Origin of the sequence: Streptomyces caeruleatus (assembly GCF_001514235.1) — a bacterium.
Classification (GTDB): domain Bacteria; phylum Actinomycetota; class Actinomycetes; order Streptomycetales; family Streptomycetaceae; genus Streptomyces; species Streptomyces caeruleatus.
Genome location: NZ_KQ948925.1, coordinates 97,684 through 123,013 on the forward strand (window position 1 = coordinate 97,684; position 25,330 = coordinate 123,013).

General features: G+C 69.2%; 22 protein-coding genes and 3 pseudogenes. 15 read left to right on the forward strand and 10 right to left on the reverse strand.

Translation table 11 applies throughout. The features are described from left to right. Window positions 1-71: 71 nt before the first annotated feature. From AQJ67_RS05375 to AQJ67_RS05385, 3 genes are all read right to left on the reverse strand, one after another. Complete coding sequence (locus tag AQJ67_RS05375) at window positions 72-3,074, reverse strand: helix-turn-helix transcriptional regulator (RefSeq protein WP_062716868.1); 3,003 nt, start codon at window positions 3,072-3,074, stop codon at window positions 72-74. Between the two features lie 235 nt (window positions 3,075-3,309). Continuing rightward, window positions 3,310-4,935 (reverse strand): solute symporter family protein, encoded by a 1,626-nt coding sequence (locus tag AQJ67_RS05380; RefSeq protein WP_062716869.1) that lies wholly within the window; start codon window positions 4,933-4,935, stop codon window positions 3,310-3,312. Next, on the reverse strand, window positions 4,932-5,375 hold the full coding sequence (locus AQJ67_RS05385) for a DUF485 domain-containing protein (protein ID WP_062716870.1): 444 nt from the start codon (window positions 5,373-5,375) through the stop codon (window positions 4,932-4,934). The genes AQJ67_RS05380 and AQJ67_RS05385 overlap by 4 nt, the downstream gene beginning before the upstream one ends. A 580-nt stretch (window positions 5,376-5,955) precedes the next feature. Between AQJ67_RS05385 and AQJ67_RS05390 the strand changes: the two genes are divergently transcribed. The 3 genes and pseudogenes from AQJ67_RS05390 to AQJ67_RS05395 all read left to right on the forward strand — a co-directional run bounded on the left by AQJ67_RS05390 (window position 5,956) and on the right by AQJ67_RS05395 (window position 7,742). Beyond that, complete coding sequence (locus AQJ67_RS05390; protein ID WP_244190370.1) at window positions 5,956-6,444, forward strand: hypothetical protein; 489 nt, start codon at window positions 5,956-5,958, stop codon at window positions 6,442-6,444. Window positions 6,445-6,472: 28 nt separating this feature from the next. After that, window positions 6,473-6,846 (forward strand): annotated as a pseudogene (locus tag AQJ67_RS44735) (transposase family protein); the annotation flags it as partial. Window positions 6,847-7,031: 185 nt separating this feature from the next. Continuing rightward, a complete protein-coding gene (locus AQJ67_RS05395) occupies window positions 7,032-7,742 on the forward strand; it encodes a hypothetical protein (protein WP_062716871.1) in 711 nt (236 codons plus the stop codon). Between the two features lie 434 nt (window positions 7,743-8,176). Here the strand turns inward: AQJ67_RS05395 and AQJ67_RS47485 are convergent, their stop codons facing one another. After that, the gene (locus AQJ67_RS47485) at window positions 8,177-8,365 is read right to left on the reverse strand and encodes a hypothetical protein (RefSeq protein ID WP_159058722.1); all 189 of its coding nucleotides are present in this window, start codon (window positions 8,363-8,365) and stop codon (window positions 8,177-8,179) included. A 145-nt stretch (window positions 8,366-8,510) separates the two neighbouring features. Here AQJ67_RS47485 and AQJ67_RS05405 point away from each other — a divergent pair, with 145 nt between their 5' ends. From AQJ67_RS05405 to AQJ67_RS44425, 3 genes and pseudogenes are all read left to right on the forward strand, one after another. After that, complete coding sequence (locus tag AQJ67_RS05405; RefSeq protein ID WP_244190371.1) at window positions 8,511-10,100, forward strand: ISL3 family transposase; 1,590 nt, start codon at window positions 8,511-8,513, stop codon at window positions 10,098-10,100. 55 nt (window positions 10,101-10,155) lie between these two features. After that, complete coding sequence (locus AQJ67_RS05410) at window positions 10,156-10,905, forward strand: class I SAM-dependent methyltransferase (protein ID WP_062717475.1); 750 nt, start codon at window positions 10,156-10,158, stop codon at window positions 10,903-10,905. A gap of 583 nt (window positions 10,906-11,488) precedes the next feature. Beyond that, window positions 11,489-11,891, forward strand: a pseudogene (locus AQJ67_RS44425) (ATP-binding protein); the annotation flags it as partial. Window positions 11,892-12,039: 148 nt separating this feature from the next. Here the strand turns inward: AQJ67_RS44425 and AQJ67_RS05425 are convergent. Both AQJ67_RS05425 and AQJ67_RS05430 read right to left on the reverse strand, forming a co-directional pair. Further along, window positions 12,040-12,660 (reverse strand): LysE family translocator, encoded by a 621-nt coding sequence (locus AQJ67_RS05425; RefSeq protein ID WP_062716875.1) that lies wholly within the window; start codon window positions 12,658-12,660, stop codon window positions 12,040-12,042. A gap of 26 nt (window positions 12,661-12,686) precedes the next feature. Next, window positions 12,687-13,430 carry a metallophosphoesterase gene (locus AQJ67_RS05430; RefSeq protein WP_062716876.1) on the reverse strand — a complete coding sequence of 248 codons (744 nt, stop codon included), beginning with the start codon at window positions 13,428-13,430 and terminating at the stop codon, window positions 12,687-12,689. Window positions 13,431-13,597: 167 nt separating this feature from the next. On the opposite strand from AQJ67_RS05430, the gene AQJ67_RS05435 reads away from it, so the two are divergent. Continuing rightward, entirely contained in the window at window positions 13,598-14,221 is a 624-nt protein-coding gene (locus tag AQJ67_RS05435; protein ID WP_062716878.1) for a CGNR zinc finger domain-containing protein, read from the forward strand. A gap of 53 nt (window positions 14,222-14,274) precedes the next feature. Here the strand turns inward: AQJ67_RS05435 and AQJ67_RS50145 are convergent, their stop codons facing one another. Continuing rightward, on the reverse strand, window positions 14,275-14,397 hold the full coding sequence (locus AQJ67_RS50145; protein WP_279616879.1) for a hypothetical protein: 123 nt from the start codon (window positions 14,395-14,397) through the stop codon (window positions 14,275-14,277). Window positions 14,398-14,813: 416 nt separating this feature from the next. Between AQJ67_RS50145 and AQJ67_RS44750 the strand changes: the two are divergent. From AQJ67_RS44750 to AQJ67_RS44430, 5 genes and pseudogenes are all read left to right on the forward strand, one after another. Continuing rightward, window positions 14,814-15,499: pseudogene (locus AQJ67_RS44750) on the forward strand (IS701 family transposase); the annotation flags it as partial. 229 nt (window positions 15,500-15,728) lie between these two features. Further along, entirely contained in the window at window positions 15,729-16,058 is a 330-nt protein-coding gene (locus tag AQJ67_RS05445; protein WP_062716882.1) for an NIPSNAP family protein, read from the forward strand. Window positions 16,059-16,137: 79 nt separating this feature from the next. Continuing rightward, a complete protein-coding gene (locus tag AQJ67_RS05450; protein WP_062716884.1) occupies window positions 16,138-16,635 on the forward strand; it encodes an aminoacyl-tRNA deacylase in 498 nt (165 codons plus the stop codon). After that, window positions 16,632-17,063: a GNAT family N-acetyltransferase gene (locus AQJ67_RS05455; protein WP_062716886.1), complete on the forward strand. Its 432-nt coding sequence runs from the start codon at window positions 16,632-16,634 to the stop codon at window positions 17,061-17,063. Before AQJ67_RS05450 ends, AQJ67_RS05455 begins: the two co-directional genes overlap by 4 nt. 90 nt (window positions 17,064-17,153) lie before the next feature. Then, window positions 17,154-17,477: a hypothetical protein gene (locus tag AQJ67_RS44430; protein WP_107122794.1), complete on the forward strand. Its 324-nt coding sequence runs from the start codon at window positions 17,154-17,156 to the stop codon at window positions 17,475-17,477. A gap of 153 nt (window positions 17,478-17,630) precedes the next feature. On the opposite strand, the gene AQJ67_RS05465 is transcribed toward AQJ67_RS44430, so the two are convergent. Both AQJ67_RS05465 and AQJ67_RS05470 read right to left on the reverse strand, forming a co-directional pair. Continuing rightward, on the reverse strand, window positions 17,631-18,272 hold the full coding sequence (locus AQJ67_RS05465; protein WP_062716888.1) for a hypothetical protein: 642 nt from the start codon (window positions 18,270-18,272) through the stop codon (window positions 17,631-17,633). Window positions 18,273-18,796: 524 nt separating this feature from the next. Then, window positions 18,797-19,825 carry an isoprenoid biosynthesis enzyme family protein gene (locus AQJ67_RS05470; protein WP_159058723.1) on the reverse strand — a complete coding sequence of 343 codons (1,029 nt, stop codon included), beginning with the start codon at window positions 19,823-19,825 and terminating at the stop codon, window positions 18,797-18,799. Between the two features lie 352 nt (window positions 19,826-20,177). Between AQJ67_RS05470 and AQJ67_RS05475 the strand changes: the two genes are divergently transcribed. Further along, on the forward strand, window positions 20,178-21,218 hold the full coding sequence (locus tag AQJ67_RS05475; RefSeq protein ID WP_062716892.1) for a vWA domain-containing protein: 1,041 nt from the start codon (window positions 20,178-20,180) through the stop codon (window positions 21,216-21,218). A 189-nt stretch (window positions 21,219-21,407) separates the two neighbouring features. Here AQJ67_RS05475 and AQJ67_RS05480 read toward each other — a convergent pair whose 3' ends face one another. Beyond that, entirely contained in the window at window positions 21,408-22,187 is a 780-nt protein-coding gene (locus AQJ67_RS05480) for an MBL fold metallo-hydrolase (RefSeq protein WP_062716894.1), read from the reverse strand. Between the two features lie 219 nt (window positions 22,188-22,406). On the opposite strand from AQJ67_RS05480, the gene abc-f reads away from it, so the two are divergent. Beyond that, a complete protein-coding gene (gene abc-f / locus AQJ67_RS05485) occupies window positions 22,407-24,053 on the forward strand; it encodes a ribosomal protection-like ABC-F family protein (RefSeq protein WP_062716896.1) in 1,647 nt (548 codons plus the stop codon). A gap of 121 nt (window positions 24,054-24,174) precedes the next feature. Continuing rightward, on the forward strand, window positions 24,175-25,308 hold the full coding sequence (locus AQJ67_RS05490) for a ligand-binding sensor domain-containing protein (RefSeq protein ID WP_063807287.1): 1,134 nt from the start codon (window positions 24,175-24,177) through the stop codon (window positions 25,306-25,308). Window positions 25,309-25,330 lie beyond the last annotated feature (22 nt).

Genomic DNA, 25,330 nt, shown 5'->3' on the forward strand with positions numbered 1-25,330 from the left:
GCTTCATTCCATCCGTGGAATTACGCAATCCGCGCGACATCCACGCTCAGGCGGAAGGGGCCGGGAGTGGCTCAACCGGGCGTGCCGGACACCCCGTCGTCGACCCGCGCAGCACCCCGGACCGTCAGCGCGGCGAGCGCCGTGCGGGATGACACGCCCGTCTTGCGGTAGATCCGGGAGAGATGGCTCTCGACCGTGCGCGGGCTGAGGTGAAGCTCGGCGGCGATGGCCCGGCTCGGCAGCCCGGTGGCGACCAGCTCGGCGATCTCGCGTTCGCGTGCGGTCAGCGCGTTCAGCATGTCGTCCCCCCGGAGCGGGCCCTGCGGCGCCGGACCTCGTGTGTCCTGGACCACCCGTCTCACCGGCCGGGCCGTGCCCTCGAACACGGCAGTGCGCGATTGCCCGGCCAGCCCGACGAGCAGTCCCGCGCCGCCGTCAGCGGCCAGCCGCCGGCCGCGCCGCCACATGGCGGCGCCACGGTCGCTCTGCCCGGCGGCGGTCATCAGCGGGGCACCGAGCAGCAGCGACTGAGCCTGAAGCAGCGTCGCCCGGCACCGCGCGTGCTCCTCCGCGGCCTCGGCGTACTTCCGCGCGGCCTGAGCCAGGTCGCCCCGGTGCTCATCGATCCGGGCCGCGGCGCGCAGCGCCGCACCACGTTGGTTCGGCAGGCCCAGCCGTTCCGCTTCCTCGGCCGCGCGCCCGGCCCACCGCTCGGCCTGTGCCGGATCGCCGGCGGTCAGCTCGGCGGCGACGAGCACCTCCAGGTGGATCGGACGTACGGAGGGTTGAAGCCGCGACAGGTCAGCCCCTCCCCCGGCATCCAGAAGAACGTCACGCGCCCGGTGCGGGTCTCCCACGGCCAGCGTGGCGCCCGCGAGCGCGCCCCGGGCCAGCGTCGCCCACCAGCTGTCGCTCGTGCCCACGGCGGCCACCGCCTCATCAGCGGTGGCCAGTGCGCTCCGGTCGCCCGGCGGGTTGGCCAGGAGCAGCGCCAGAGACCTGAAGCCCAGGACGAGGCCCAGCAGTTCGCCGCTGCCGAGGGCCCTCGCCACGGTCTCGGCCTCGTCAGTGAGCTCCAGGGCTGTGGGCAGCCGGCAGGTCAGGATGTGGATGTACGCCTTGCACACCAGGAGTTGGGACAGCAAGGAGATGCGGCCGGTCCGCCGGGCGATGGCGATTCCCCGACCGGCGTGCCGTTCGGCTTCGGGCAGGTCGTCGAGCATCGCCTCGCTCCAGGCCAGTCTGGCCAGCGACTCGCACAGGCCCGCGAGGTCGCTGTCCGTCAGCGCGTCCGCGAGCACGGCGGCGGACCGGGCGAGCGTCCGGGCCGCGGCCACTTCGCCCTCGTACGTCTCGCCCACGGCGGCCAGGGCCAGCGTGCGCACCTCGCGGACGCCGTCTCCGAGAGCACGCGTGGCCACCAGCGTGCGGGAGATCTCCGGGCGCGCCTCGGGGTAGCGGGCCGCGAGGAGGGCGCAGGCGCCCAGTTCCAGGGCGTAGTCGATGCGTTGGGGCGGTGAGGGCCGGGGGCAGCGGTCCAGTTCCCGGCGCAGCAGCGCGTCGGCCCGGGCGTAGTTGCCGAGGCCGCGTTCCGTCAGGGCGTACAGCGCGAGGGCCGAGGTACGCAGCACGGGATCGCCGTCCGGGCCGGGCATGTCGATCACTTGGTGGAGCAGGTCCCGACTCTCCTCGAGGCTGCCCGTCAGGCCGAGCGCCCGGGCGCGGAGCACCGTCAGACGCCGGCGCGTGTCCAGGTGCTCCGGGGTCTGTGGCAGGACTCGCAGAACGATCCCGAGCCAGTGGGCCGAGGTGGCGGGAGCGGTCTGGGCGATCTGTGCGGCCGCCTCGACGAGAACGGCGGCTCCTTGGGGGTCCCATGCGGTCAGGGAGTGCTCCAGGTGGTGTGCCTGGTCGACGAGGGAGGCACCGGCTGCGGCGAGTTCGGCGGCCGCACCGCGGTGGAGGGCCTCGCGCCGCCACGGGTCGGTCTTCTCGTGGGCCAGTGCGCGCACCAGCGGATGCCGTAGGACGAGACGGCGTCTGTCCTGGTCCGGCCGTACGAGGTCGCGTCGCATCAGCCGGCGCAGGGCGTCGACGACCTCGGCGACGGGCGAGTCGATGATGACGCCGACCAGCTCGGCCGTCGCGTGGTCGCCGAGGACCGCCACCGCCTCTACGGTGGTCCGCTCCAGAGGCGTCAGCGGGGCGAGTTCCTCCAGCAGCAGCGCCTCCAGAGGAGTGGGCCGGTGTTGCGGGCCGGCGTATCCGGAGGGTCTCGACGGCCAGGAGCCGCCGGTCACCGGAGCCTGACGTTCCGCGCGACGGGCCTGGAGCAGGGTCAGAAAGTACAGCGGGTTGCCCTCGCTCGCCGCGTAGATTTCGGCGGCCTGATGCCGCGGCAGGTCTTTGGCCAGCTGTTCGACGCAGTCGAGCTCGCCGAGCGGTCCCAGGGGGAGCCGCCGCACCACGCCGGTGTCCATGCCGCGGTCCAGCAGAGTGGTGAGTGCGGCAGGGGCCTGGCGGTCGCGCCGTGCGACGACGAGCAGCACCGGGGAGCGCACCGGGTGCCGGACGAGGTGGTCGAGCAGTTCCTGAGAGGCGACGTCCGCCCAGTGGAGATCGTCGAGCAGGATCACCAGCCCGGTCTCGCGTACTCGGCCCAGTACCTCCGCCGTCTCCTGGTAGAGGGCGAACCGGTCACGGGCCCTCGGGCCGCCCGCCGCCGCTGTGCCGCCCCGCAGTGCCGCAGGGAGGTCATTCAGCGACGGGTGGGTCTGCACCGCCTGCCGGTCGATGTCGGCGAAGGCGTCCGCGAAGGGCCGGAACGGGCCCCGCTGCTCGTACTCGGTGGCCCGGCCGCGCAGCACGATCGGACCGCGCCGGCGAGCACGCACGCTGAACTCCGTGAGCAGCCGGCTCTTGCCGATACCGGCGTCGCCCGTGATGTCGACGACGGCCGGACCACCCTTGCCGAGATGCTCCAGTGTCTCCTCGAGAAAGCCCAGTTCGGCCGCCCTGCTCACGAACGGCACCTCGGCCGCACGCGGAGCCGACACCTCGCGCGCCCGGGTCACCGCGGCACTCCCCCCGCACGGAACACCGCCTGGCCGGCCCACTGTGGTGGGTGGGAGGAGCGACGGCATCGAGGTCCGGGCGGGGACGTCATGCTGGTGCTGCCTGCTCAAGGGAAGCCTTTCTGTTGGGGTCGTGCGCGGCGGCTCGACCGTGACGAGGCTCTGAGCCTCGTGCCGAAATTCCGGATGAACGAACCGGACCTCGTGCGGTCCGACCGCGGCGGCGTCCGCCGCCTCAGGCGGGCTGCCCGGCGCCCGACCCGGTCTCGGTGCCGGCGGCCGCTCCGGTGAGCGCGCGGATCTCCGTCTGCGTGCAGTCCGCGCCGCCCGGCTCCCGCCGGTCGAGCACCGAGCCGAGCCACCCGAGGAAGAAGCCGACGGGTACGGACACCAGGCCCGGGTTGTGCAGCGGGAACACCGCGAAGTCGGCGTCGGGCAGAAGCGCGTGGGGCTCGCCGGACACGGCCGGGGACAGCACCGCCAGCAGCATCGCCGTGGCCAGTCCCCCGTACATGCTCCAGAGCGCCCCCCGGGTGGTGAATCGTTTCCACCACAGGGTGAAGAGGATGGCCGGCAGCACCGCGGACGCCGCGACCGCGAAGGACAGGCTGACGAGGAACGAGATGGGCACGTGCTGGGCGTACATCGACAGCACGATGACCACCAGCCCGACGCACACCACCGCCAGCCGTGCGACCAGCAGTTCGCTCTGCTGCGACGCCCTGCCCCGCATGATCACCGCTCCGTAGATGTCGTGGGCGAGCGCACAGGCCACGGTGAGCGTGATGCCGGCGACGACCGCCAGGATCGTCACGAACACCACGCAGGAGATCACGGTCAGCAGGACGGGACCGCCCACCTGCTCGGCGACCAGCAGGATGGCCGTGTTGCCGGAGGAGGCGTCGGAGACGACGGCGGCCCGGCCGAGCAGGGCGGTGGCGCCCAGCCCGTTCACTACGACCAGCACGACGAAGCCGAGGTTCAGCAGGCCCATCCACTGCACCGAGCGGCGCGCATCGGGTCTGGTGGAGACGGTCGTGATGCGTGCCAGGACGTGCGGCAGCCCCGCCGCTCCGAGCAGGAACGCCAGTTGGAGGCTCACCAGATCCAGCGTGCCGAGGCCGTCGTCGTAGCGGATGCCGGGGCGCAGGAACTGCTCCCCGAAGCCGCTGCGCCGGGCCGCCAGCGACAGCAGGTTCCCCGGGCTCCAGCCGAGCCGCCACAGCACCACGAGGGCGAGGGTGAGACACACACCCAGCATCAGCACGGCCTTGACGACCTGCAGCACGGTGGTGGCCCGCATCCCGCCGAGGACGACGAAGAGGATCATCGCCAGGCCCAGGCAGGCCACGATGCCCCGTTGGGCGGTAGGCGTGTGGTAGCCGAGGACGGGCGCGGCGAGCGCCCCCGCTCCGATGAGCTGGGCGATCAGGTACGGCAGGGAGATGAACAGGGTGGTGATACCCGCCGCCAGGTGCACCGGACGCGCGCGCAGACGGTGGGCGAGTGTGTCACCGACGGTGAACCGCGAGGTGCTGTGGTAGGGCTCGGCCACCAGCATCAGCACCACCACCCAGGTGATCGCCGGCGCCAGCACGTAGGCGATGCCGTCGTACCCGCTGAGGGAGACCTGCCCGGGGTTGCCGAGCATCGAGGCCGCGGACATGTAACCGCCGAAGAGCGCGATCCCGTTGACCGCCGACGACAGCCGACGCCGCCCGACGTAGAAGTCGCTGAGGTCGGTGCCGTCCGAGGTGGTGCCGAGGAGGGAAAGCAGCAGGGTGAGGACGACGAAGACCGCGAAGATGGTGAGGACGGGGCGGGCCTCGTGGGACCCGGCCACGGCGACGAAGGCGTTCACCGGTGGTCCTCCCGCCAGTGCGGCAGAGCGGGTCTGTGCCGAGCTGCTGGCGGATCGAATTTGCTACGCGCGTAGAATTCGTACCAGACCATTGCCCAGGCGGCGAGTCCGAGTTGCACGAGCATGAACACGAGGCCGAAGTTGACCGGCCCGGCGAGCCGGAACCCCATGACGGCGGGTACCTCGGCGGCCAGCACAACGGCGCCCAACTGCCCGCCGACCACCGCGGCGGCGACCTTCACCGGCGGCCTGCGCGCGGCCCGAAGCGCACTGAGGGCGGACTCCGTCCGGAGCGAGGCCGACGGCAGCTGACCGACGGCGCGGCGATATCCCCCGGGGGGCTCGTACGGGTGGATGCGGGGCGGGACACTTTCGTGCGCGTCAGTGCTCTCGTTCGCAGCACTGCTGTCGTCTCGGTCGGGCGGCTCGTACGGGTACATGGAAGTCCTCGGCGGAGAAGGGCACGGTTGGCGCAAGGACTCAGTCGCCGGGAAAGCGGCACATGACCGGAGTCGACGGGCGCCGCGCCCGCGAGGAGTTGGACTGCACGGTGCGCCGTGGGGAGCGCCCGGGCGGGTGCCGTCCGACTGCACAGACCGTACCGTCGCCGACGGGGGCCGCTGTGCGACCTCCAGGCGCCTGCGCCTCATCGATCGATTACGGTGCCGCAGCGGGCCGCTTCGGAACAAGGGAACTGGGGCAACGATCCGGCCTACTTGCGTACGTTTCGTTCTTCGCCGATTCGAACAAAGCGCTGGCGACAGGGGGGTGGGGCCGTGGCGCGGCCAACGTCGCGAACCGACGCCTCAGGGCGGGCGAGCAGCCCCCAGACTCCTGCCGGTCGGCGGCTTTCCATGCGGAGGACCGCGGCCCCCGGCGAGACTCGCGATGGAACTGCGGCCTTCTTCACCACAATTTCCCAGCTAAGAGTTGTCCCGTATTCACTGCTGCGGCAGGAGTGGTCCGTCGGTGGCCGAGCTCCTCGCACAGCCACGAACCTGATGTTGAGAGACTGCAGTCATGGGATCTTGGGGAACCTTGGGGCCGGCGCTGTTGTCGCTGGCAGGTGTTGTGCTCGGCGCGGGTGGATCGCTGTTTGGCCAGTACCTCGTGTCACGAGCAAGCACTCGGCAGCTCGAAGTGCAGGAGTCAGCCACGCACCGGGCGGAGCTCAAGAACGCGGTCCTGAAGTTCCTGGGCCTTGCGTCGCAGGTGGAGAAGGCAGCGCTCGCTCCCTCGGGCGCCGGTGGCGCCACGGCCGATGCCGGGCTCGATCAGCTCGTTGACGATCTGTGGCTGGCGCATGCGGAGATTGATCTGGCAGCCAGAAGCGAGCCTCTGCGAGGCGCTGCCTATCGTTATGCAGCCCGCCTCGCGGAGGCAGCCAAGGACGGGATATCCGACGGGTCCGCGCTGCGCGGGCCGCAGGCGCGGTTCTTCGACGCGGCGTATGACGACATGTGGCCTGGCCATCGGCGGGCGGCCGGTGATTCCGTAACGCCTCAGTGAGTTGGTGCGGCGGGTGAACGATCTCGTCGTGGCTGGTGTGATCACGGCGTCGGAGCCGTCTTGGACAGCCCTGTTCAGCGGACTGAGACCGCGTAGCTTCCGCAAACTGATCACCGCGCTGCGACGAGACGGCGTGGATCCCGTGCGCCAAGGTCTGCCCTGGAGCCTGCCGCTGGAGGACCGCGTGCTGTTGGTGACCACTCCACTTATTGGCGCACAAACCTGACGCTTCGCCAGCTGGCTCCGCTGTTCGGCGTCTCGAAGTCTGCGGCCAACCGCATCATCGATCATCTGGGGCCGTCACTCGCGCTTCGGCCCTGCCAGCGGTTCCGCCACGGCGCCGTGCTCATCGTGGACGGCACCCTGGTCGACGCCGCTACCCGGCTCGTCGTCCTGGTGGGGGATGAGCGAGGAAACCACGCAGTGCGCGACTGTGTCCAAGCCGACCCGAAGATCGCTTACTGGACAACTCTTAGGGCTGCGGTCACGTAATTCCCCAGGTGCCGGGCGGGGTGCGTAGGTGTTTGTCCTGTGGCTGAAGGAAACTGTTCGACGGGCCGGGCCGGAACAGGACATGATGCGCACTCGTGACGGCGATGAAGCAGTTCGTGATCCCGGCCGCTGCCCGCAACAACGCCGAGTGGTGCGCGGCGATGAGCCGATCGCACGGCTTGACGGGCGAGTTCGGAGTGCAGGCGTGGGCCGTCTCGGCCCGGCCGCCGCTGTACTACCCCGACGCGGTGACGCTGGTGCCGGGGGCCGATGCGGCCGCGCTGGTGGACCGGATCGATACCGCCGCTGCCGGCGCCTGTGTGAAGGACAGTTTCGCCGACCTCGACCTGGCTGCCGCTGGCTTCAAGGTGCTGTTCGACGCACAGTGGATCCACCGTCCGGCGAGCGCGCCGACCACCTCACCGGACCTCGCCTGGGACGTGGTCAGAGACCGGGACATGTTGCGGGCCTGGGCCCTTGCCTGGGATGACGGGGCCGGCAACGCGGGCCTCTTCCGGCCCGAATTGCTTGATGACCCGGCCACGTCCGTGCTCGTCGGGCACTCCGCTGACGGCCTGGTGACCGCCGGGGCGGTGGCGAGCCGCAATGACCATGTGGTCGGAATCTCCAACGTCTTCGCGCTGGAGGGCGGCGCTGACCGGGCCTGGCCGGTGGTGTTGGACGCAGTGCACCGGCTGTTCCCGACCCTGCCCGTAGTGGGCTATGAGCACGGCGCGGACCTGGATGCCGCTATCCGCCATGGCTTCGAGGCGGTCGGTCCACTGCGGGTCTGGCGGCACGGGTAGTTGATCCGCGGACAGTTCCTGTCGCTGGGGTTCTTCGGGTGCTTGTCAGGGCGGTAGCTGGGGCCGTTCATGATGGCGTGGCGGCTGGCGTTGATCAGCCGGTCCAGCAGCGATTCGGCGACGACCGGGGTGGGAAAGAGCATACCCGTCGCTGGGTGCCCGGTTGCTGGTGCCCAGAAAGTCAAAGTCGATCTGGGCTTCCGAGCCCGGCTCGCCATCATCCTGCAGCACCGTGACCTTCGAGCGGGCCGCCTCGTCGGGCAGGTTCTCGTGGACCCAGCGGCGGAACCTCGACAAGAGCACCTCAACTTGCCCTCGCCCTGACGACGTTGGTGGATCGTGGGGACCGTCGTGGTCTCCAGCAGGGACTTGCCGCAGTCGCGGTACGTCGCGTCCCGGTCTCCGCGGTTCGATCTCTGCCCACCGGAGCTGGTTCAGCTGCCAGCTGGCCAGCTCCGGGGGGACCAGCTCTTGAGCAGCTTGGCCCAGTCCGTCTCGCTCATGAGCGGCCCGCCCGGACTGGTCCCGGCCGCCTCCGCCGGCGCCAGGTACTTCCTGACCGTCTTGCGGTTGGCTATGAACGTGAGTTGGGGGCTCTGGCACAGATCTTGGGGACCGGTCACGGAGGGTCACAATGGTGTTCGGTTGTGAAGGCCCGAGTCCGTCTGAGACCGCGTACGCCCCGCCGTCCGACCGACGGGATTGACGCTCCGTCAGGTGTGCGGGCATCTGTCTCGTGGTCGGCTGTGGCCGGTGACGGTACTGGCTATGCAGGCCGACACATCCTTCTGGGACTCGCTGGTGTTCGCTGGGATCGACGAGGTGGACGTCGAGACGGTAACCGCTGCCTTCGGCACGGTCGACGTGGTGGCGAGAGGGCGGGCGGCCGGGGCTGCGTGCCCGGACTGCGGACGCTTCTCGGGTCGGGTGCACGACTCCTACCAGCGTCGGGTGAAGGATCTTCCGCTCGGTGGTCAGAGCGTTTTGATCCGGCTGAAGGTCCGGCGGTTCATCTGCGGCCAGGACGACTGCGCGCGTCGTACGTTCGCCGAGCCCTTTGCCCAACTGGCCATCCCGTACGCGCGTTTCACTACGCGGCTGAACCACGCCCTGGAGCGTGTCGGGCTCGCGCTCGCCGGACGAGCCGGCGCCCGGCTGGCCGGCCAACTGGGCTTACACGCGGGGCGGATGACCTTGTTGCGCAGGGTCATGTCACTGCCGGACCCGCTGTTCAGCACACCGCGCGTACTGGGCGTGGACGACTTCGCGATCCGCCGGGGACAGACCTATTCCACTGTCTTGACCTGCGGAGAAACCCATCGCGTCGTCGATGTGCTCCCGACACGGGAATCTGGACCGCTGACCGCGTGGCTGACGACCCACCCCGGCGTGGAAATCATCTGCCGGGCTCGGGCGGGCGCCTACGCCGAGGGTGCGAGGCTCGGTGCCCCTGGTGCTCTGCAGGTCGCCGACCGGTTCCACCTGTGGCAGGGGATCGGCCGGGCCGTGGAGACCTGCGTCGCCGCCCACCGAGAGTGCTTACGATCCGCGGCACCGCCCACGCCGACGAGCGCCGACACGCCGCCGGACGGCTCCGGGCTCCCCGTCCCTGCCCCCGCCGGCCGACGCGCTGAGCGAAAGAGGGCCGCACACGCCATGGTTCACGAGTTGCTCGCGCAGGGACACTCGCGCCGGGCGATCGCCCGCCATCTGGGCTGGGGACTTAACACCGTGCTGCGCTACGCGCGCGCAGCCCACTGGCAGGACACCCTCCGCGAGAACCGGCCCAGGTCCAGCAGACTGGATCCGTATAAGCCCTACCTGGAACGACGGTTCACCGAAGGATGCACGAGCGTCACCCGTCTGCACCGCGAACTGCTCGCTGAGAACGCCCCCGTCACCTACCAGATGGTCCGGGCCCATATCGCCAGCCTGCGCGCCGCCCCGCCACAGGCGCCGCCCCCGCCGCCGACGGTGCGGCAGGTAACCGGCTGGCTCACCCGACACCCCACCGCCCTGAGCGAGGAAGACCTCGCCGCACTCAAGGGTGTTCTGGCCCGATGCCCCGAGCTGGACGCCGCCGCAGGACATGTCCGCGACTTCGGCGAGATGATGGCCCACCGCCTCGGTCCCACGCTCCCTGCCTGGATCGACGCCGTTGACGGCAGTCAGTTGCCTGGCCTCACCGGATTCGCACTCCACCTGCTCCGGGATCTCGACGCCGTGACAGCCGGACTCACCCTGCACTGGAACTCGGGCGGCACCGAAGGAGCCGTGAACCGCATCAAAAAGGCCAAAAGGCAGCTCTACGGGCGAGCGGAATTCGCACTGCTCCGCAAGATGATTCTGCTGCAGTGACCCGCCCCTCGATATTCGGGTGAAGGCATGGGAGAGGCTGCGTAGGGTGACGCGCGTGGACCCAGCTGACTTCTACACCGGCATCGTCGCGGAGCTCTACGGACCTCTGAAGTCCTTCTCCCAGGACCCCGAGCCCTACGCAGCCTTCATTCAGCAAGCAGGCATGCCAGCACTGGAGTTGGGGTGCGGAGATGGTGAGCCCCTGCTCGAGCTGCGCCGACGCGGCCTGGACGTCGACGGCGTCGACTCCTCCGCCGACATGCTGGAGCGGCTCCGGCGAAGGGCAGACGAACAAGACATCCGTGCCACCGTGTTCCACCAGCGCATGGAGGCTTTACACCTGCCCCGGCGCTACCGGGCGATCTTCCTCGCCGGGCCGACCTTCACCTTGCTCCCCGACGATGACACAGCGCTCGCCGCCCTGCGCAACATCCACGCTCACCTGGCTGAGGGCGGCACCGCCCTGGTCCCCCTGTTCACCCCCGCACCGACCCCCGCCGAACAGATCGGCCGGGTGCGCACGGCCGCCGCACCCGACGGCGCCGAGCTTCGGGTGTCCATTGTCGCCGAGCAACGCGACGAGACAGCCAGGACACAGACGACGCTTCTCCGCTACGAACGGCACCACGGCTCAGACAGCACCATCGAAGAGCGCCCGTGGATCATGCATTGGTACACAGGGGACCAGTTCGAGAAGCTGGCCACGACCGCTGGCCTGGCCGTGACCGCGGTCACGGATTCGGACGGCAAGCCAGCCTCTGCTGATGCCACCGGCCTGCTGCACTTCCGACTCCAAACCACCTGACCGCCTCGCCTGTGAGAAGGTCCGGGATCACCCTCCGCAACCGGTCCCCAAGATCTGTGCCAGAGCCGAGTTGGGGAGTCGTTTCGCGATGAGTGTGGGGGTCGAGTTCTGACCGAGTTTGCGATGTCGGGTCTTTTTGACGTCAGCCGGGGGTTTGTGGTGGGACTGTGAGGTGTGCTTAGGGGCTGGGGGCCTCATGGGTAACTCGCAGTCGAAGGTCGAGCTGTACGCGGCGATCCGCAAGGACCACCTGCTGGGGATGTCGCTGCGGTCGTTGCAGCGGGTGCACAACGTGACGTGGCGGACGGTGCGGCGGGCCCTGGATGGACAGTGGCCGGAGCCACGGAAGTCTCCTCGGCGCAAGGAGTCGCGGCTCGATCCGTACAAGCCGTTGATCGACGGGATACTGCGGGCGGATCTGGATGCGCCGCCCAAGCAGCGGCACACCGCTCAGCGGATCTTTGACCGGCTGGTCGAGGGCCATGAGGCCCGCGACATCTCCTGTTCCATGGTCCGTCTGTATGTGCAAAACCGCCGCAAGGAGATCCGCCGCAAGGCTGGGGTCGGCCCGGAGGCCATGTTCGGCACCGAGGCCGCGATGAAGGGCTTCAGGGTCCGCTACGTGCTGGCCACCAAGCTCGTCAACGAACTGGTCGAGGCCGCCGACGACAAACAGCTCACCATGACCATCGCCCCCGGTACGGACGCGTCGATCTCTAATGCATCGATGAGCTCGGCTCCATGGAACTGGACCGCCGGGGAGCCGAGCTGCTGTTCCAGGTGCTGACCGAGCGCGAGGAGAAGAACAGCGTGGCTATCGCGTCAAACGAGTCGTTCTCCGGGTGGACCAAAACCTTCACCGCCCCCGGCTCTGCGCGGCCATCGTCGACCGGCTCACCTTCAACGGCGCCATCATCCAGACCGGCACCGACTCCTACCGCCTCGCCCACTCCCAAGCCCAGGCCGAACACGGCGCGGCTGGCTGAGCGCTTCTGCACGCTTCCTGTCGGGCCAGCTTCGGGTGGTGCTGGTTGGTCCCGGTCAGGGGCCCAGCGGCAGGCGGGGCGAGAGCCCGGTGCGATCGAGTGCCCTGCGAAAGACGGTTGTTGCAGACATCCGGGAAGTGGCTGCTGTCTACGTTGCGGCGGTTCGGATCCCGAGGGCGAGAAACACCACTGCTGTGATCTTGGCGGTCGTGCGTTTGAAACGGGGTTTTTGCAAGGTATGTGAGGCACGCCGGATGAGGACGGTCCAGGCAAGGAGCCAGAGTGCCGTCAACAGCGCGTGGGCGCTGGCCAGGGTGAGGATCTGGCTGTCGAAGGAGCGGTCGTCTTCGATGAACTGGGGTGCCAGGGTCAGGTAGATGGACGCCGCCTTCGGGTTGAGGACGTTGCCGAGCAGGGCTTGGGTATAGACGGAGTCCGACTGCACTGGGAGACGCCGAGGTCCGGGAGTGCGCGCCTTCCCCACTGCGGAACGCCATGTCCACAGCCCCAGGCCGATGAGGTAGGCGGCACCGATGGCCTTGACGGCTGTGAAGGCCTGGCTGGAGCGCATGACCAGGGCGGACAGGCCGACCATGGCGAGGGTAGCGTGGATGTACAGGCCGGTGACCGTACCGAGGACGACAGGCAGAGCCTGGCGGCGGCCCTTGTCGCTGACATGCCGCATCAGAAGGGTCAGGCTGGCTCCGGGGGCGGCGACGAGGGGCAGGAGTGCCGCCAGGAACCCGAGAACGGCGTAGAGGTGGACCACGTTTCCTCCGGGTCGAGCAGGTGGGATCAGAGCACAACGCGGTAGTGGGTGGTCAGGCGCCGGTCGTCGCCCAGGATGTGGAAGGCGAGACCGGGCGGCTGGTCGCGGTCTGCAGGGCGGTTGCCTTCCCAGGGCATGCGCAGGGTCCAGGTGACGGCCGGCCCGACGATCAGCGGGCGGGCGGCAAAGGTCGAGACGGCCGCGGTATGGGCGTGGCCGGTGAGGACGGCGACCACCTGCGGGTGCGCGTCCAGCAGCGCGGCCAGTTGTGCGGGCTGTTCCAGCATGCAGGAGTCGGGCAGTGGGTGGTGGACCTCGACCGGTGGCTGATGGAAGGCGATCACTGCCGGAGTGTCCTGCGGCAATGCGGTGAGTTGGGTGTCGATCCAGTCCAGCGTCTGTGCGTCGAGGCGTCCCTCGTCACGGCCGGGGATGGTGGAGTCGCACATCAGGATGGCGGTCCCTGCGATGTGGTGGATCCGGTTGACGGGCCTGTGATCGGGTGTCTCGCCGAGTAGAGCCTTGCGGTAGGCCGGACGCGCATCGTGGTTCCCGGGGCAGGTGAGTACCGGGAAAGGGGCCGTCAGGATGCGTGCCGCTTCCTCGTATTCGGCTTCCTCGCCGTGATCGGCGATGTCTCCGGTGACCAGGACCGCATCGACCGGGTGAGGCAGGGCCCGCAGGTAGTCCATGACGCGGCTCGCGCGCGCGGTGGCCCTCTCACTGCCGTCCAGGTGCAGGTCGCTGATCTGGGCAAGCAGCACCGTCATTGTCTGTCCCCTCCCACGGCGGCCGCTCTGGCCGCCGGTTCACCGCGAGGCGGGGCGTGTCACCCCCCCTCGACACCTAACGGAAGTTCATATTTTACCGTTAGGAACTTTAGGGTGTGCACGGGAATGTGATCAAGTGGTCAGGCAGGGCAAGGGAAGGAGGCACTATGGAGCGCTGGCTGGCACTGGAGCTGGTGAGCACGATCCGCCACGACGGTGACGGCGGCGTCACTGACGACCTCGCCACGACACACGGAACAACACGGTGGATCCAGGCGCAGGCCGATCTGTTGGCCGGCCATCTTCCGGCCGGAGAGCTCACGGCAGACGAGGGCCTCAGGTTGGAGATCACAGAGTTGCGGCGGTCAGTCCGGGCGCTGTTCGCCCGGGCGGTCAGCCCCGCTCCCCCCAGCTCGGCGGACGCCCAACGACTGATGCCTGCCGATCAGGCATTGGGCCACCTCAACACGGTTGCCGCCCGTGAACCCGTCGTCCCACAGATGGACTGGCTACCGGAAGGCACCCCCGTAGCCCGGCTGCTGTCGACGGAGAAGGAACCGAAGGTACGCCTCGTGGCGGCCCTGGCGCGCGCCGCCATCGACTTCCTGAGCGGCCCGCAGCGCGAGCAGTTGCGCGCCTGCACCGCACCCCGCTGCGTGCGCTACTTCGTCAAGAACCATGGGCGGCAGGAATGGTGCAAGCCGTCATGCGGAAACCGCGCCCGAGCAGCTCGCCACTACCAGCGGCAGCGCGTGGCGACGGCGAGTGACATCAAGACTCATCGCGATTGATCATGGCGAAGACCGACCGCTGATTCCCCAACACATCGCGAAACAACTCCCGTTCAGACCTTTGTAGCCATGCGGTCCACCCCCAGCGAGGCGGACACCTGGCTCTTCGAGAGGCCCGCGTACCAGTGCACGTAGATCTCGACGATGTCGACCACGGTGAACGTTCTCCTGGCCATCCGGCGTGTCCGTCGACCTCGCGGTTCGCAGGTCGACGGACCGCGACGTCTCCGAGAGGACCAGAACCCTCAACCCGGCACCGGCATGCCAACAGGGGAACCCGACGAATTCACAAGAAAGATCCAACTGCGCTGGCGGCCCAGCGCCGCAAGCGTGCCCGTATTCGCCGCGAGAAGGGCATCCGTCGGGGTGGACGTCCCCTCGCCGGTGCCGCTTGGCCAGCCCGGTGACCTCTCCCGGCCGGGTCCTAGTACTCCAGCTGTAGATCGTGATAGATCGTGATCTTGCTGGTCGAGGCCGGTCCGGGAACGCGTACGGCCACCGTGTTCATCGGTGTGTGAAGACAGAAGATCAGGCGATAGCCGCAGGTCGCAGCATAGGTCCTGCCCGCTGGCAGGACATGTTCGAGGCCCTGATGGGCCGCATCGCGGGCCGCTTTGCCCGGCTGGAATCGCGGCGCCGGCGCGGCAGTTCGTTCTCGGGCTGGCTGATGTCGGACCTTCCGCGCAAGTACTGCTGGACGCTTGCCGAGCACGCCGGATACGCGTCCCCGGACGGTCTGCAGCACCTGCTGTCCCGGACCAAGTGGGACGCCGACGCGTCCGCGACGACGTCCGCGGTTTCGTCATCGAGCACCCCCGGGGCGACGACGCGGTGCTGGTCGTCGACGAGACCGGCGACCTGAAGAAGGGCACGTACACGGTCGGCGTCCAGCGCCAGTACACCGGAACCGCCGGACGCATCGAAAACAGCCAGGTCGCCGTCCACCTCGCCTACTCCACCCCGCTCGGGCACGTGGCGATCGACCGGGAACTGTATGTCCCGCGCTCCTGGCCCCAGGACCTGGCCCGCTGCCAGGCCGCCGGGATTCCTGGCACCGTGGGCTTCGCCACGAAGCCCCAAATTGCCGCGCACATGATCGGCCGCGCACTGGATGCCGGAGTTACCGCTTCCTGGGTGGCCGGCGACGAGGTCTACGGGGGCAACCCGCACCTGCGGACCGCGTTGGAGCAATGGCAGCTCGGCTACGTCCTCGCGGTCGCATGCGGCCACCAGATCACCACCCATGCGGGCGCGTTCCGTGCCGACGCCCTGGTCAAAACGAGATCCAGCACCTTTCACGACACTCGTTGTCCGGCGTGTCCTCGACGCGGCACACCGGCTGCACTGGTCGATCTGGCGCCGCCGCCATCAAGTGCGCGCCCGCGCAAGCCACTACCACCGCCAGGTGGCCCTCCACCCGTGAAGACCGCATCTCGGCCAGCCCGCCGCCGAGGCACGCAACGCTCGATTCGGACCGGGCACCCACCAGACCAGGAAGAATATTCGCGTGATCACTTGTCATCTGCGCTACGAGATCGACCCCAACCAGACTGTCGCGTTCGAGAACTACGTGACGGGGTGGATCCCGATCGTCACCCGCTTCGGCGGCACGCACCACGGCTGCTTCTTGCCGCACGAAGGAGCCAACGACATCGCGTACGCCCTGTTCTCCTTTCCCAGCTTGGCTGCCTACGAGGACTACCGTGCTGCCATCCGGCAGGATCCGGAGGCTCAGCAGCTCTGGCAGCTGAGCACGGAGACGCGCTGCATTCGCCGCTTCGACCGGACTTTCCTCCGCCCGGCAATGCAACCGTCAGGCGGCCTGGAGAGCTCATGACCCCGGTTGAGCCGCGTGGCCGACTTCTGCTCCGCAAACAGCGATCAACTCTCGTTCCCTACACGGTAATCTCGGCGAGGTGACCGTTCCCGCACCCATTGGCCCGCCGGAGGTCCTCGCGGCGCCTGATGCGTCCTTCCGGCTGCGTGAGCACCCTGACGCGCTCAGCCCCCTGGAGGTGTGCGCCGCGTTGGGCATTCCGCTGGAGCGGACCGTCAAGACCTTGGCGTTCGTCACCCCCGAGGACGGTCTCCTGCTAGCGGCACTGCCTGGCCATGCACGGCTGCGGTACGGCGCCCTCGCCCGCGCGGCCGGGATCCGCCGGGGCGACTTGTCCCCCGCCGACGCCGGGAGGCCGGCGCGGGCAGGGATGCAGCCTGGCGGGGTGTGTCCCGTGTCCGCAGACCAGGCTGCGGTGGTGGTGTTCGGCGAGTCCGTCAGCGGCCTGGGACGTGTGCACTGCGGCAGCGTCCGACCCGACAGCAGCATCGAGATCGAGGCAGCGGAGCTCATGGCCGCCATCCCGACAGCCGCTACAGCGCCGATCGCTTGCCTCCCGGCGGACGAGCCGGCATGACCATCCGCGACGCCGCACCCTCGGACGCCGATGACGTCTACCGTCTGTTGAGCGGGTTCGTGACGAGCTATGGGCCCAACCGCGCGGTCTTCGACGACGTCACGTTCCCCCGGATCATCGAAACCGCCGCAGACGGCAGAGCCGAGTTCCTGGTCGCCGAGCAGGACTCGCGCGTGGTCGGGTACCTTCTCGCGCTGCGCATGCCCACCCTTTTCGCCGGCGGAACGATCCTCGAACTGCTGGAACTCACCGTGGACGCGCCCGTGCGTGGCCGCGGTACAGGTTCCGCACTGATCCGGGCCGCGCAGGCACGGGCCTGGGAGGCAAAGGACGTCGAGGTGACCGTGCCGACCCGCAGGGCGGCCGATTTCTATCGTGCTCTGGGGTTCCACGAGACCGCCGCCTACCTCAAGTGGTCCACCATGTGATCGGGAAACCACGGCCGGACCGGACGGGCGAGCGCGAGTCAAGGCCATGGGCACGGACGGCGAGGCGGCGAGGCGGCGAGGCGGCGACGCATGAGTGAAGTCGTCCCCTATCTGGTGGTGTCCCGCTGTCTGATCGCGGTGATGGGGTTCTTCACCTGGCTGAAGCGCCTGGTGATCCGCCGCGGACTGGCCGGGTCCGCTCTACGCGGCGCACTGGCCTCCTACGAGGAGGCCATACACATCACCTCCTACGAGTCCCACATCGAGATCCGCGCCCACGCCGACCGTCAGACACCGGTCGTCTCCGACGCCCCAGGGTGGACCGGCCGCACCGCAGCAGGCACGAGCGCGGCCCGGACGCGGCGGTCCCGCCGCCCAGGCAGGCGCCGCCTGCGCCGATGGTTGGGCCGTTAGCGACCCGAGCGGCAACTGCGCCGACGTACTCCTGCTCGACGGTCACGCTGCCATAGGTGCACACTCCCAGGCCGGGACACCTTGCCCCTGACGACAGAGGCCTACCCCCAACCGTGTGGCCCGCGCACTCGGTCACTACTTCGCAAACGCCGCCTAGCAGTAGCCATCCACCCTGGCGCCGGCTGGAGCGAGGTTGGGCCAGGGATGCCCTGCTCTGTCGGAGGCGGCGGACCGCAGGAGGTCAAGAAGGGTGCACCCCGGGTAGCCGCGAAAACTCGCGTAGGCGCCCCGGTAGTAGCAGCTCCAGTAGCTCACGACGCGCCGTTGAGTGCGCGCGAAGAAGGCAGGGTTGTCCACGATGAACTGCCCGTAAGCGAGGTTGCCGCGGGTGCCGGGCGTGGCGAGATCACGGAGCTCATCGCAGATGACGACCAGGATCTCCAAGACGTACTCGCCAGCCAGCTGCACGACGAAGGGGACGACCCATGGGTCCGTGGAACCAACGACCTTCTCCAGGTGACGCTGTCTGACCATCCCGTCGCAGTGCCTTGAGTACAGGCAGTGCAGAAGCTGCCGTTGACGCGACGAGAGCGCCGCCACCGCGTCGGTTGGCGGCTCGTCGTTGTAGAGGCGCCCGGGAATCAGAACCTGCTGCCCCTCGACAGCGACCGAGAACGAGGCATGCGGCTGGAGCCGAGAATCAGGCATCACCGCCAGGACCGCCTCGGCATCGCCTGAAAGCTCGGCTGGGAACACCGTGATCAACGGATTGCTGCTGTCGGAAAGCGGCTGCACGAGCCGAGCATAGGCGGATGCCTCGGCCAGGCAGCCGGCCTCAACGATCCCGCATCCGCCCGACCCGGCAAGGGGATGCAGTCAGAGCACCAGACGGCTCCCCCGCCTCCGACCGCCTCGGCGACTACGCCCGCACCCTCTGGCGGCTGACGATGCGCCGTGAATACGCAATTCCGGGGCTCTGCACGCAATCGTCGCGACGGCGGCACCGTAAACCGCGGGTGTGACAGGCCACCGGCGGGAATGTATTAGGTCTCGCCCGGACGGCTTCCGTCCGGGCGAGACCCAATTCAGGAGGCATCCCGCGATGCCGGCGCGATGAGAATCCGCCAAGCGGAGCGAGAACGAATGTGCATCCGAGAGCCTCAACGCGACAGGACATGAAGCTCGTTTCGCCGCCGTGAGCCTGCCCGGCTGGCCGACGTGCTCGACGTGGTCCGTGTGCTGAGACAGGTCGAGCGCCTGCACCTGGACGGCTGCGAGTGGTGGCTGAAGGGCCCGGTCTCCATGACAGCGGTCATCGATCAGAATTCGAGGGGACTCAGGCCCGGGTAAACGTTCTGCCAGCGGTACCGGGAACTGCGGAAATGCCAGTGGATGAACGCCCGCATGTAGCGATCCAGCCAGGGGCGTTGTTCGTCGCTCGCCAGGGCCAGGATGTGCCGGTAGGCCGCCAGACCGTTGTGCAGTGTCTGGCGATAGACCTCGAGGTAGGGGCGATCCCCCTGGACCGCCTGGCGGTACAGCCGGCCGACCACGAAGTCCTCGCCGTGGACTGCCTCCTTGTAGAAGGACAGAACATCGTTGATGTCGTTCAGGAAAGTCACGCAAGGGCTGAGGGCCGCTGACCAGAACGCCTGATGAGAGCGAGCGTTCAGGCAGGGGTCGGTGAATTGCAGTGATGTGAACCAGAACTGGGAGAAGCCGTTGAAGATGCGCACGAAGTCGCTGTCGACCTCGTCGGATGCCTGCCGGCTGAACTGTGCCTCCATCAGGACGCCGGTGATCGCCTGGTAGAAGAAGGTCTTGTAGACGGCGAGGAACGTGGGATCGCAGAAGGGTGCGATCTCGTCGAACATGTACTGGATGTAGCGCGTGTTCGGGGATTCCGTGGGAGGGGATGTCGACATGCCGGAACGCAGGATCGCTTCGGCTTCGGCCGGATCGTGGCAGCACACGTCGTCCGTTCGGGTCGTAAACACCCAGATCCGATCCAGAGCGAGAGCAAGCGCGTCGTCGGCGACGGGCACCATCAGGGCCCGCATCAGGGTGATGTGCCGCGTGGTGGCGGCGGAAACGGTGACGCCGAAGGCGTCGAACTCGGCGCTGAGGACATGGGCATCCGCGCGGGCCTGCTCCACGTCAACGGGTGGATCGAAGGGCTGGGTGAAGGCGATCATCTCGTCGACAAGGCCGGAGGCCAACACGCTCCCGACCATCGCGCGGTGACCCGGATCGGGAACGGCTGCGAGGCCTCGTCGCGGGGTGTAGTGGAGGGTGTCCACGCCGGGTGGCCGAGTGTGCCTGGCCATGAGGCGGGATGCCTGTTTCACGCCATGTCCTCCCCTTGTGCCGATTCCTCCGGACAGCATGTCCGTGGGCGCCGCAGCGCATGCGCACCATTGAGGGAGGGGCCGCCGCGACCTCTCACGCGCGGGCGCGCGCCGAAGGTGCGCCTGTGCCGGGTCCTGCTGTAGCGGTGAAGGCGACATCACCAGCGGCTGCCCGTCCGCCGAGGGGGCGGAGAGGTCGCGGGGTCGTGGCGGTACGGGCGCGGAGGGCGCTCGTGCTGCGCGCCCGCTGGGCGGGCTGCGGTCGGGCTCCTCGGTCGGGCTGAGCGTCAAGATCGATTGTCAGTGGTGGGTGAGAGCATCGGGGTATCGAGTCGGATGAGGGGGAGTTGTGATGTCCGGAAGCCAGAACTACATCAACCACGTTGCTCTTGTGCTGGATGCGAGTTCGTCCATGTCGCATCTGAGCCGCAAGGTCGTGGAGGTCGCTGACCAGCAGATCGCCTATCTGGCTCGCCGTTCGCAGGAGTTGGATCAGGAGACCCGTGTCACGGTGTACGTCTTCGCGGACCAGGTGGAGTGCGTCATCTATGACAAGGACGTGCTGCGGATGCCGTCCTTGAAGCAGTTGTACCGGGTCGGCGGGATGACGGCGCTGCTGGCGGCGACGCTCAAGTCGCAGCGGGAGCTGGCGCAGACGGCTCAACTGTACGGCGACCACAGCTTCCTGACGTTCGTGCTCACGGACGGACAGGAGAACGCCAGCCACCGTTGCCCGGACGCGCACAGCAGGGACCCGCGCGCGCTGGTCGGGGCCGTGGCCGAGATGATCGACAGGCAGGAGGACAACTGGACGCTGGCCGTTCTCGTACCGGATCAGATGGGCAAGCGGGAGGCCATGCAGTGCGGGTTCCCGAAGGACAACATCGCCGTCTGGGACGCCACGAGCACCCAGGGGCTGGAGGAGGCCGGGCAGGTCATCCAGCAGGCCACCGAGCAGTTCATGGTGGGTCGCTCCCGGGGTATCCGTGGATCGCGGGCGGTGTTCTCCACGGGTGCGCAGGCGGTCAACAAGGACACCATCGAGGCGGCCGGTCTGACGCCGGTGGATGCGTCGGCGTACCAGCTGATCCCGGTGGCCCGTGACGCGGCGATCCGTGACTGGGTCACCGAGTGCGGGCACACGTACCGCACCGGTGGTGCGTACTACCAGCTGAGCAAGTCGGAGAAGATCCAGGCGAAGAAGCAGATCGCGGTGCTGGAGAAGAAGACGGACCGCGTCTTCACGGGGCCGCAGGCACGGGCGCTGCTGGGCCTGCCGGATACGGAGATCCGTGTCACGCCGGATCACAACGACGAGTTCACGATCTTTGTGCAGAGCACCAGCGTGAACCGGAAGCTTGTGAAGAACACGCGGCTGCTGCTCATGCTCTGACGCAGCCACCACCACCGTGGGCAGTGCCGGCGCTGCCCACGGTGCCAGGCCAGTTCGACGGGCGTTCGACCTCGGGGGCCGAGTCGGTGAGTGCGGGCAGGATCGGTGAGTGCGGGCGGGCGGGCGGACGGAGATACGAACGGCGCCGCCGGCCCCGAGGCGGGTACCGCGTAGGGCGCCCGGAACTCCTCACCCGATCAAGAAGGTCGCACCAGGCGCGGCATAGTCGACCGGCCCGTCGAACCGGGTCGAGGCGCGTGTCGCCGCCTGGTGCGGGGTGAGGAAGGGTCCGACGTGGGTGACGATCAGCCGGCCGGCCCGGGCGGCGTCGGCCGTGTCCCCGGCGTTTTCGGGCGTGTGGTGCACCTGATGCACCTGTTCGTTCTCGGCGGGTGCGTCGGCGCTCTCGGCCTCGCACAGCAGCACGTCGCATGCCTCGGCCAGCCGCGTGAGGTTCACGCACGGTGCTGTGTCCCCGGAGTAGACCAGCGATCGGCCCTCGGTCTCGATGCGTACGGCGAAGGCCGGGAGGCCGTGGGCCACTGCGCGGCTGGTCAGGGTGAGGGCTCCGATGTGGGTCTGATGGCCGTCAGCCAGCTCATGGATGGCGAAGGCGGACTCGACGGGGCTGCGGGTCGGGCCGTTGGTGAGGAAGTGAGCCAGGCGGTCGGCGATGCCCGGTGGGGCGTACAAGGGGATGGGTGCGGCGAGTTGCAGGTCCGCGTGGAGCGCCGCGTAGTAGGCGGTGAGCAGGTCCGCGCTGTGATCGGCGTGCAGGTGGGAAATCCAGATCGCGTCCAGCTGATCGAGGCGGGCATGTCGTTGCAGTTGCGCCAGGGTCCCGCTGCCCGCGTCCATCCAGACCTTGGTGCCGGCGCTGGAGAGCAGGTAGCCGGAGCACGGGTTGTCCACGCTCGCGTAGGGCGTCGCACTCCCCAGGACAGTGAGGCGGAGAAGGTCGCCGACCATGGAGGGAGTCTAGGGAGTCCCGCGAACGCTTGCCCACAGGTGGTGACGAGATCCCCGGGCTGCGGCCGCGCGATGCGAAGTCGGCGTCCGACTTGAGACGAGCCGTCTCGTCTTGCTATGGTGGTGGTATGCGTTTCTTCTACTTTCTCTGAGTCCGGGCACGGCCGACGCCGCCGTTTCTGCTGCCCGTAGACCCTTCACATCCCCAGGGAAAGTCACATGCGCGAACGCGCCCGAACCGCCATGCCCGCTGCCGTGGCGCAGCTGTCCGTCAAGGACGTCACCAAGTCCTTCGGCACCCGGACCGTCCTCGACCAGGCCTCCTTCACCGTCCGGCCGGGCGAGAAGGCAGCCGTCATCGGCGAGAACGGCTCCGGCAAGTCCACCCTGCTGCGGCTGCTGGCCGCGGCCGAGACGCCGGACTCCGGTGAGATCACCGTCGGCTTCCCCGGTGGTGTCGGCCACCTCGCCCAGACCCTCGACCTCGACCCGGACTGCACCGTGCGGGACGCGATCGATCTCGCCCTGACCGAGCTGCGCGACATGGAACGCCGGCTGCGCGCCGCGGAGGAGGGTCTCGGTGAGGCGTCGCAAGGTGAACTCGCCGCGTATGGCGAGCTGTTGACCGCGTACGAGGAGCGCGGCGGATACGAGGCGGACGTCCGGGTCGACGCCGCCATGCACGGTCTCGGGCTTGCCGGGATCACCCGGGACCGTGTGCTCGGCTCGCTGTCCGGCGGCGAGCAGTCACGGCTGGCCCTGGCCTGCGTGCTGGCCGCCGCCCCCGAGCTGCTACTCCTGGACGAGCCGACGAACCACCTCGACGCGACGGCGGTGCGCTGGCTGGAGGAGCAGCTGCGCGCACACCGCGGCACCGTCGTGGCGGTCACCCACGACCGCGGCTTCCTGGAGAACATCGCCACGACGATCCTGGAGGTGGACCGGGACGCCCGCACGGTGCGCCGGTACGGCGACGGCTGGGCCGGCTACCGCTCCGCGAAGGCCGCTGCCCGGCGCCGGGCGGAGCAGGAGTACGCGGACTGGCTGGAGGAGGTGGCCCGGACCGAGGAGCTGGTCGAGGCCGCCGGGAAGCGGCTCGCCACGACCGGCAAGGACCCGCGGCAGGGCTTCGGCAAGCATCGGCGTTCGCACGAGGCGAAGCTCGGCGGACAGGTGCGTGCGGCCCGGGAACGGCTGTCCCACCTGCGGCGCAACCCGGTGGCGGCGCCACCGGAACCGCTGCGGTTCACGGCGGCGCTCACGTCGTCGGGCGGCGGCCAGGACGTCAAGGTGCCGCTCGCCGAACTCCACGGTGTGACGGTCGGCGAACGGCTGTGCCTGGACGGGACGTTGACGATCGTGCCCGGGCAGCGGCTGCTGGTCACGGGTGAGAACGGGGCGGGCAAGACGACCCTGCTGCGTGTCCTGGCGGGCGACCTGGAGCCGGACGCCGGGACGGTCCACCGCCCCGCCCGGATCGGCTACCTGGCGCAGGAGCTGCCCGCCCGCTCCACGCGGCTCCCGCTGCTGGCCGCCTTCGCGGCCGGGCGCCCGGGGTTGCCGGAGGAGTACGCCGAACAGTTGCTGACGCTGGGGCTGTTCCGTGCGGAGGACCTGCACGTGCCGGTGGCCGCCCTGTCCGCCGGGCAGCAGCGCCGGCTGCAGATCGCGGTCCTGGTGACCCGGCCCGCGGACCTCCTCGTCCTCGACGAGCCGACGAACCACATCGCGCTCGACCTGATCGAGGACCTGGAGTCGGCGCTTGCGGTGTACCCGGGAGCGGTGGTCGCGGTCTCCCACGACCGCGGCTTGCGCGGGCGCTTTCCCGGGGAGCGGCTGGAGCTGCGCGACGGCCGCAGGCACTGAACCCGCCCCGGCCTCCTGGGGCGTACTGCCTGCTTTGTCACGTACGTATCTAGACCTGTGCGCATCGCCGGTTCACGGTGGTCCCTCCTGTCCGTCCGATCCGTCTGGAGGGGATCCAGCAGTGAGACGTAGGCGATTTGTGGCAGGGGCGATCGGTACGTTGTCGGGGCTCGCGCTCGGCCCGGCCGCGGCGCGGGCCGAAGTGCCGACGCCCCGCGCGCAGGACTGGCAGGCCGTGCCGGCGCCGGGCAGTACTCCGGCCGCGCAACTGCGCCGTATCGCCGCGGCCGGGCCTCGGCTGGCCTGGGCGGTCGGCGAGGAGGGCCGGGCGGGGCCGTCGCAGGGGCGCGCTCTGGCCATGCTGTGGAACGGCGATGCCTGGATGAAGACCGACCTGGCGCACCTCGGCCACACGCGGTTGCTCGACGTCGCCGGTACCTGCTCGGCCGCCGCGTGGAGTGTGGGCCAGCCTGTCGGAACCGGCAGCGCGCTGCTGCGCTGGGACGGAACCACGTGGCGGGAGGCGGCGTTCCCGGGTACGGGTGAGACGGACGTCCGGCTGAACTCGGTGGCGGCGGGCTCCGACCGTCAAGTCTGGATCTGCGGGAGCCGGGGCGGCGGCGCCGGTCTGCTGTACGGCGACGGGGGCGGGGAGGTGTGGCGCTGGCTGGAGCCGATGCCCGTCACGAGCGTGAACCTGTACCGGGTGGTGGTGCGCCCGGCCGGGGAGGTCTGGGTCGGCGGCGACCAGTCGAACGGCGGTGGCTGGTCCGGCCTGGTGGCCCGCTGGGACGGTGCGTGGACGGTGCTGCCCCCGGTCGCGGGCCTGCGTCTGAGCATCGCCGATCTCCACGTGGCCGGGCCGGACGACGTCTGGGCCGTGGGCACCGAGGCCGGCATCGGCGGCCCGCCCGGTCGCCCGGGCAACCCCGCCCTGTGCCACTGGGACGGTACGGCCTGGACTCGGGCGGAAGCGGGCTTCACCGTCGGGTCGTTGAGTGGCATCGCGGGTGACGCGCAGGGCCGTGCCGCGTGGATAGCGGGCTGGAACTACCGGGATCAGGGCCGTAGTACGTATCTGCGTCGCGACGGTGACGCCTGGACCGTCATGCGAGGTCCGGCCGGTACGGCGCCGGCGCCGTACCTCAACGACGTGACGTCCGTTCCCGGCACCGGAGGGTTCTGGTCGGTGGGCATGACGAGTGCGACTCCGGCTCCGCCGACCGAGGCCTACACGGAGGGGCTCGAAGGCTGACGCGATCGGCGACTCTCCGGGG

Bases quoted from the DNA above. Each gene is read 5' to 3' on its own strand.
- AQJ67_RS44430 (WP_107122794.1), top strand. From the start codon at position 17,154: ATGAGTGAAGTCGTCCCCTATCTGGTGGTGTCCCGCTGTCTGATCGCG.
- AQJ67_RS05435 (WP_062716878.1), top strand. From the start codon at position 13,598: ATGGAGCGCTGGCTGGCACTGGAGCTGGTGAGCACGATCCGCCACGAC.
- AQJ67_RS05405 (WP_244190371.1), top strand. From the start codon at position 8,511: ATGCAGGCCGACACATCCTTCTGGGACTCGCTGGTGTTCGCTGGGATC.
- AQJ67_RS50145 (WP_279616879.1), bottom strand. From the start codon at position 14,397: ATGGCCAGGAGAACGTTCACCGTGGTCGACATCGTCGAGATCTACGTG.
- AQJ67_RS05430 (WP_062716876.1), bottom strand. From the start codon at position 13,430: ATGACGGTGCTGCTTGCCCAGATCAGCGACCTGCACCTGGACGGCAGT.
- AQJ67_RS05390 (WP_244190370.1), top strand. From the start codon at position 5,956: ATGGGATCTTGGGGAACCTTGGGGCCGGCGCTGTTGTCGCTGGCAGGT.
- AQJ67_RS05455 (WP_062716886.1), top strand. From the start codon at position 16,632: ATGACCATCCGCGACGCCGCACCCTCGGACGCCGATGACGTCTACCGT.
- AQJ67_RS05475 (WP_062716892.1), top strand. From the start codon at position 20,178: ATGTCCGGAAGCCAGAACTACATCAACCACGTTGCTCTTGTGCTGGAT.
- AQJ67_RS05385 (WP_062716870.1), bottom strand. From the start codon at position 5,375: ATGTACCCGTACGAGCCGCCCGACCGAGACGACAGCAGTGCTGCGAAC.
- AQJ67_RS05480 (WP_062716894.1), bottom strand. From the start codon at position 22,187: ATGGTCGGCGACCTTCTCCGCCTCACTGTCCTGGGGAGTGCGACGCCC.
- abc-f (WP_062716896.1), top strand. From the start codon at position 22,407: ATGCGCGAACGCGCCCGAACCGCCATGCCCGCTGCCGTGGCGCAGCTG.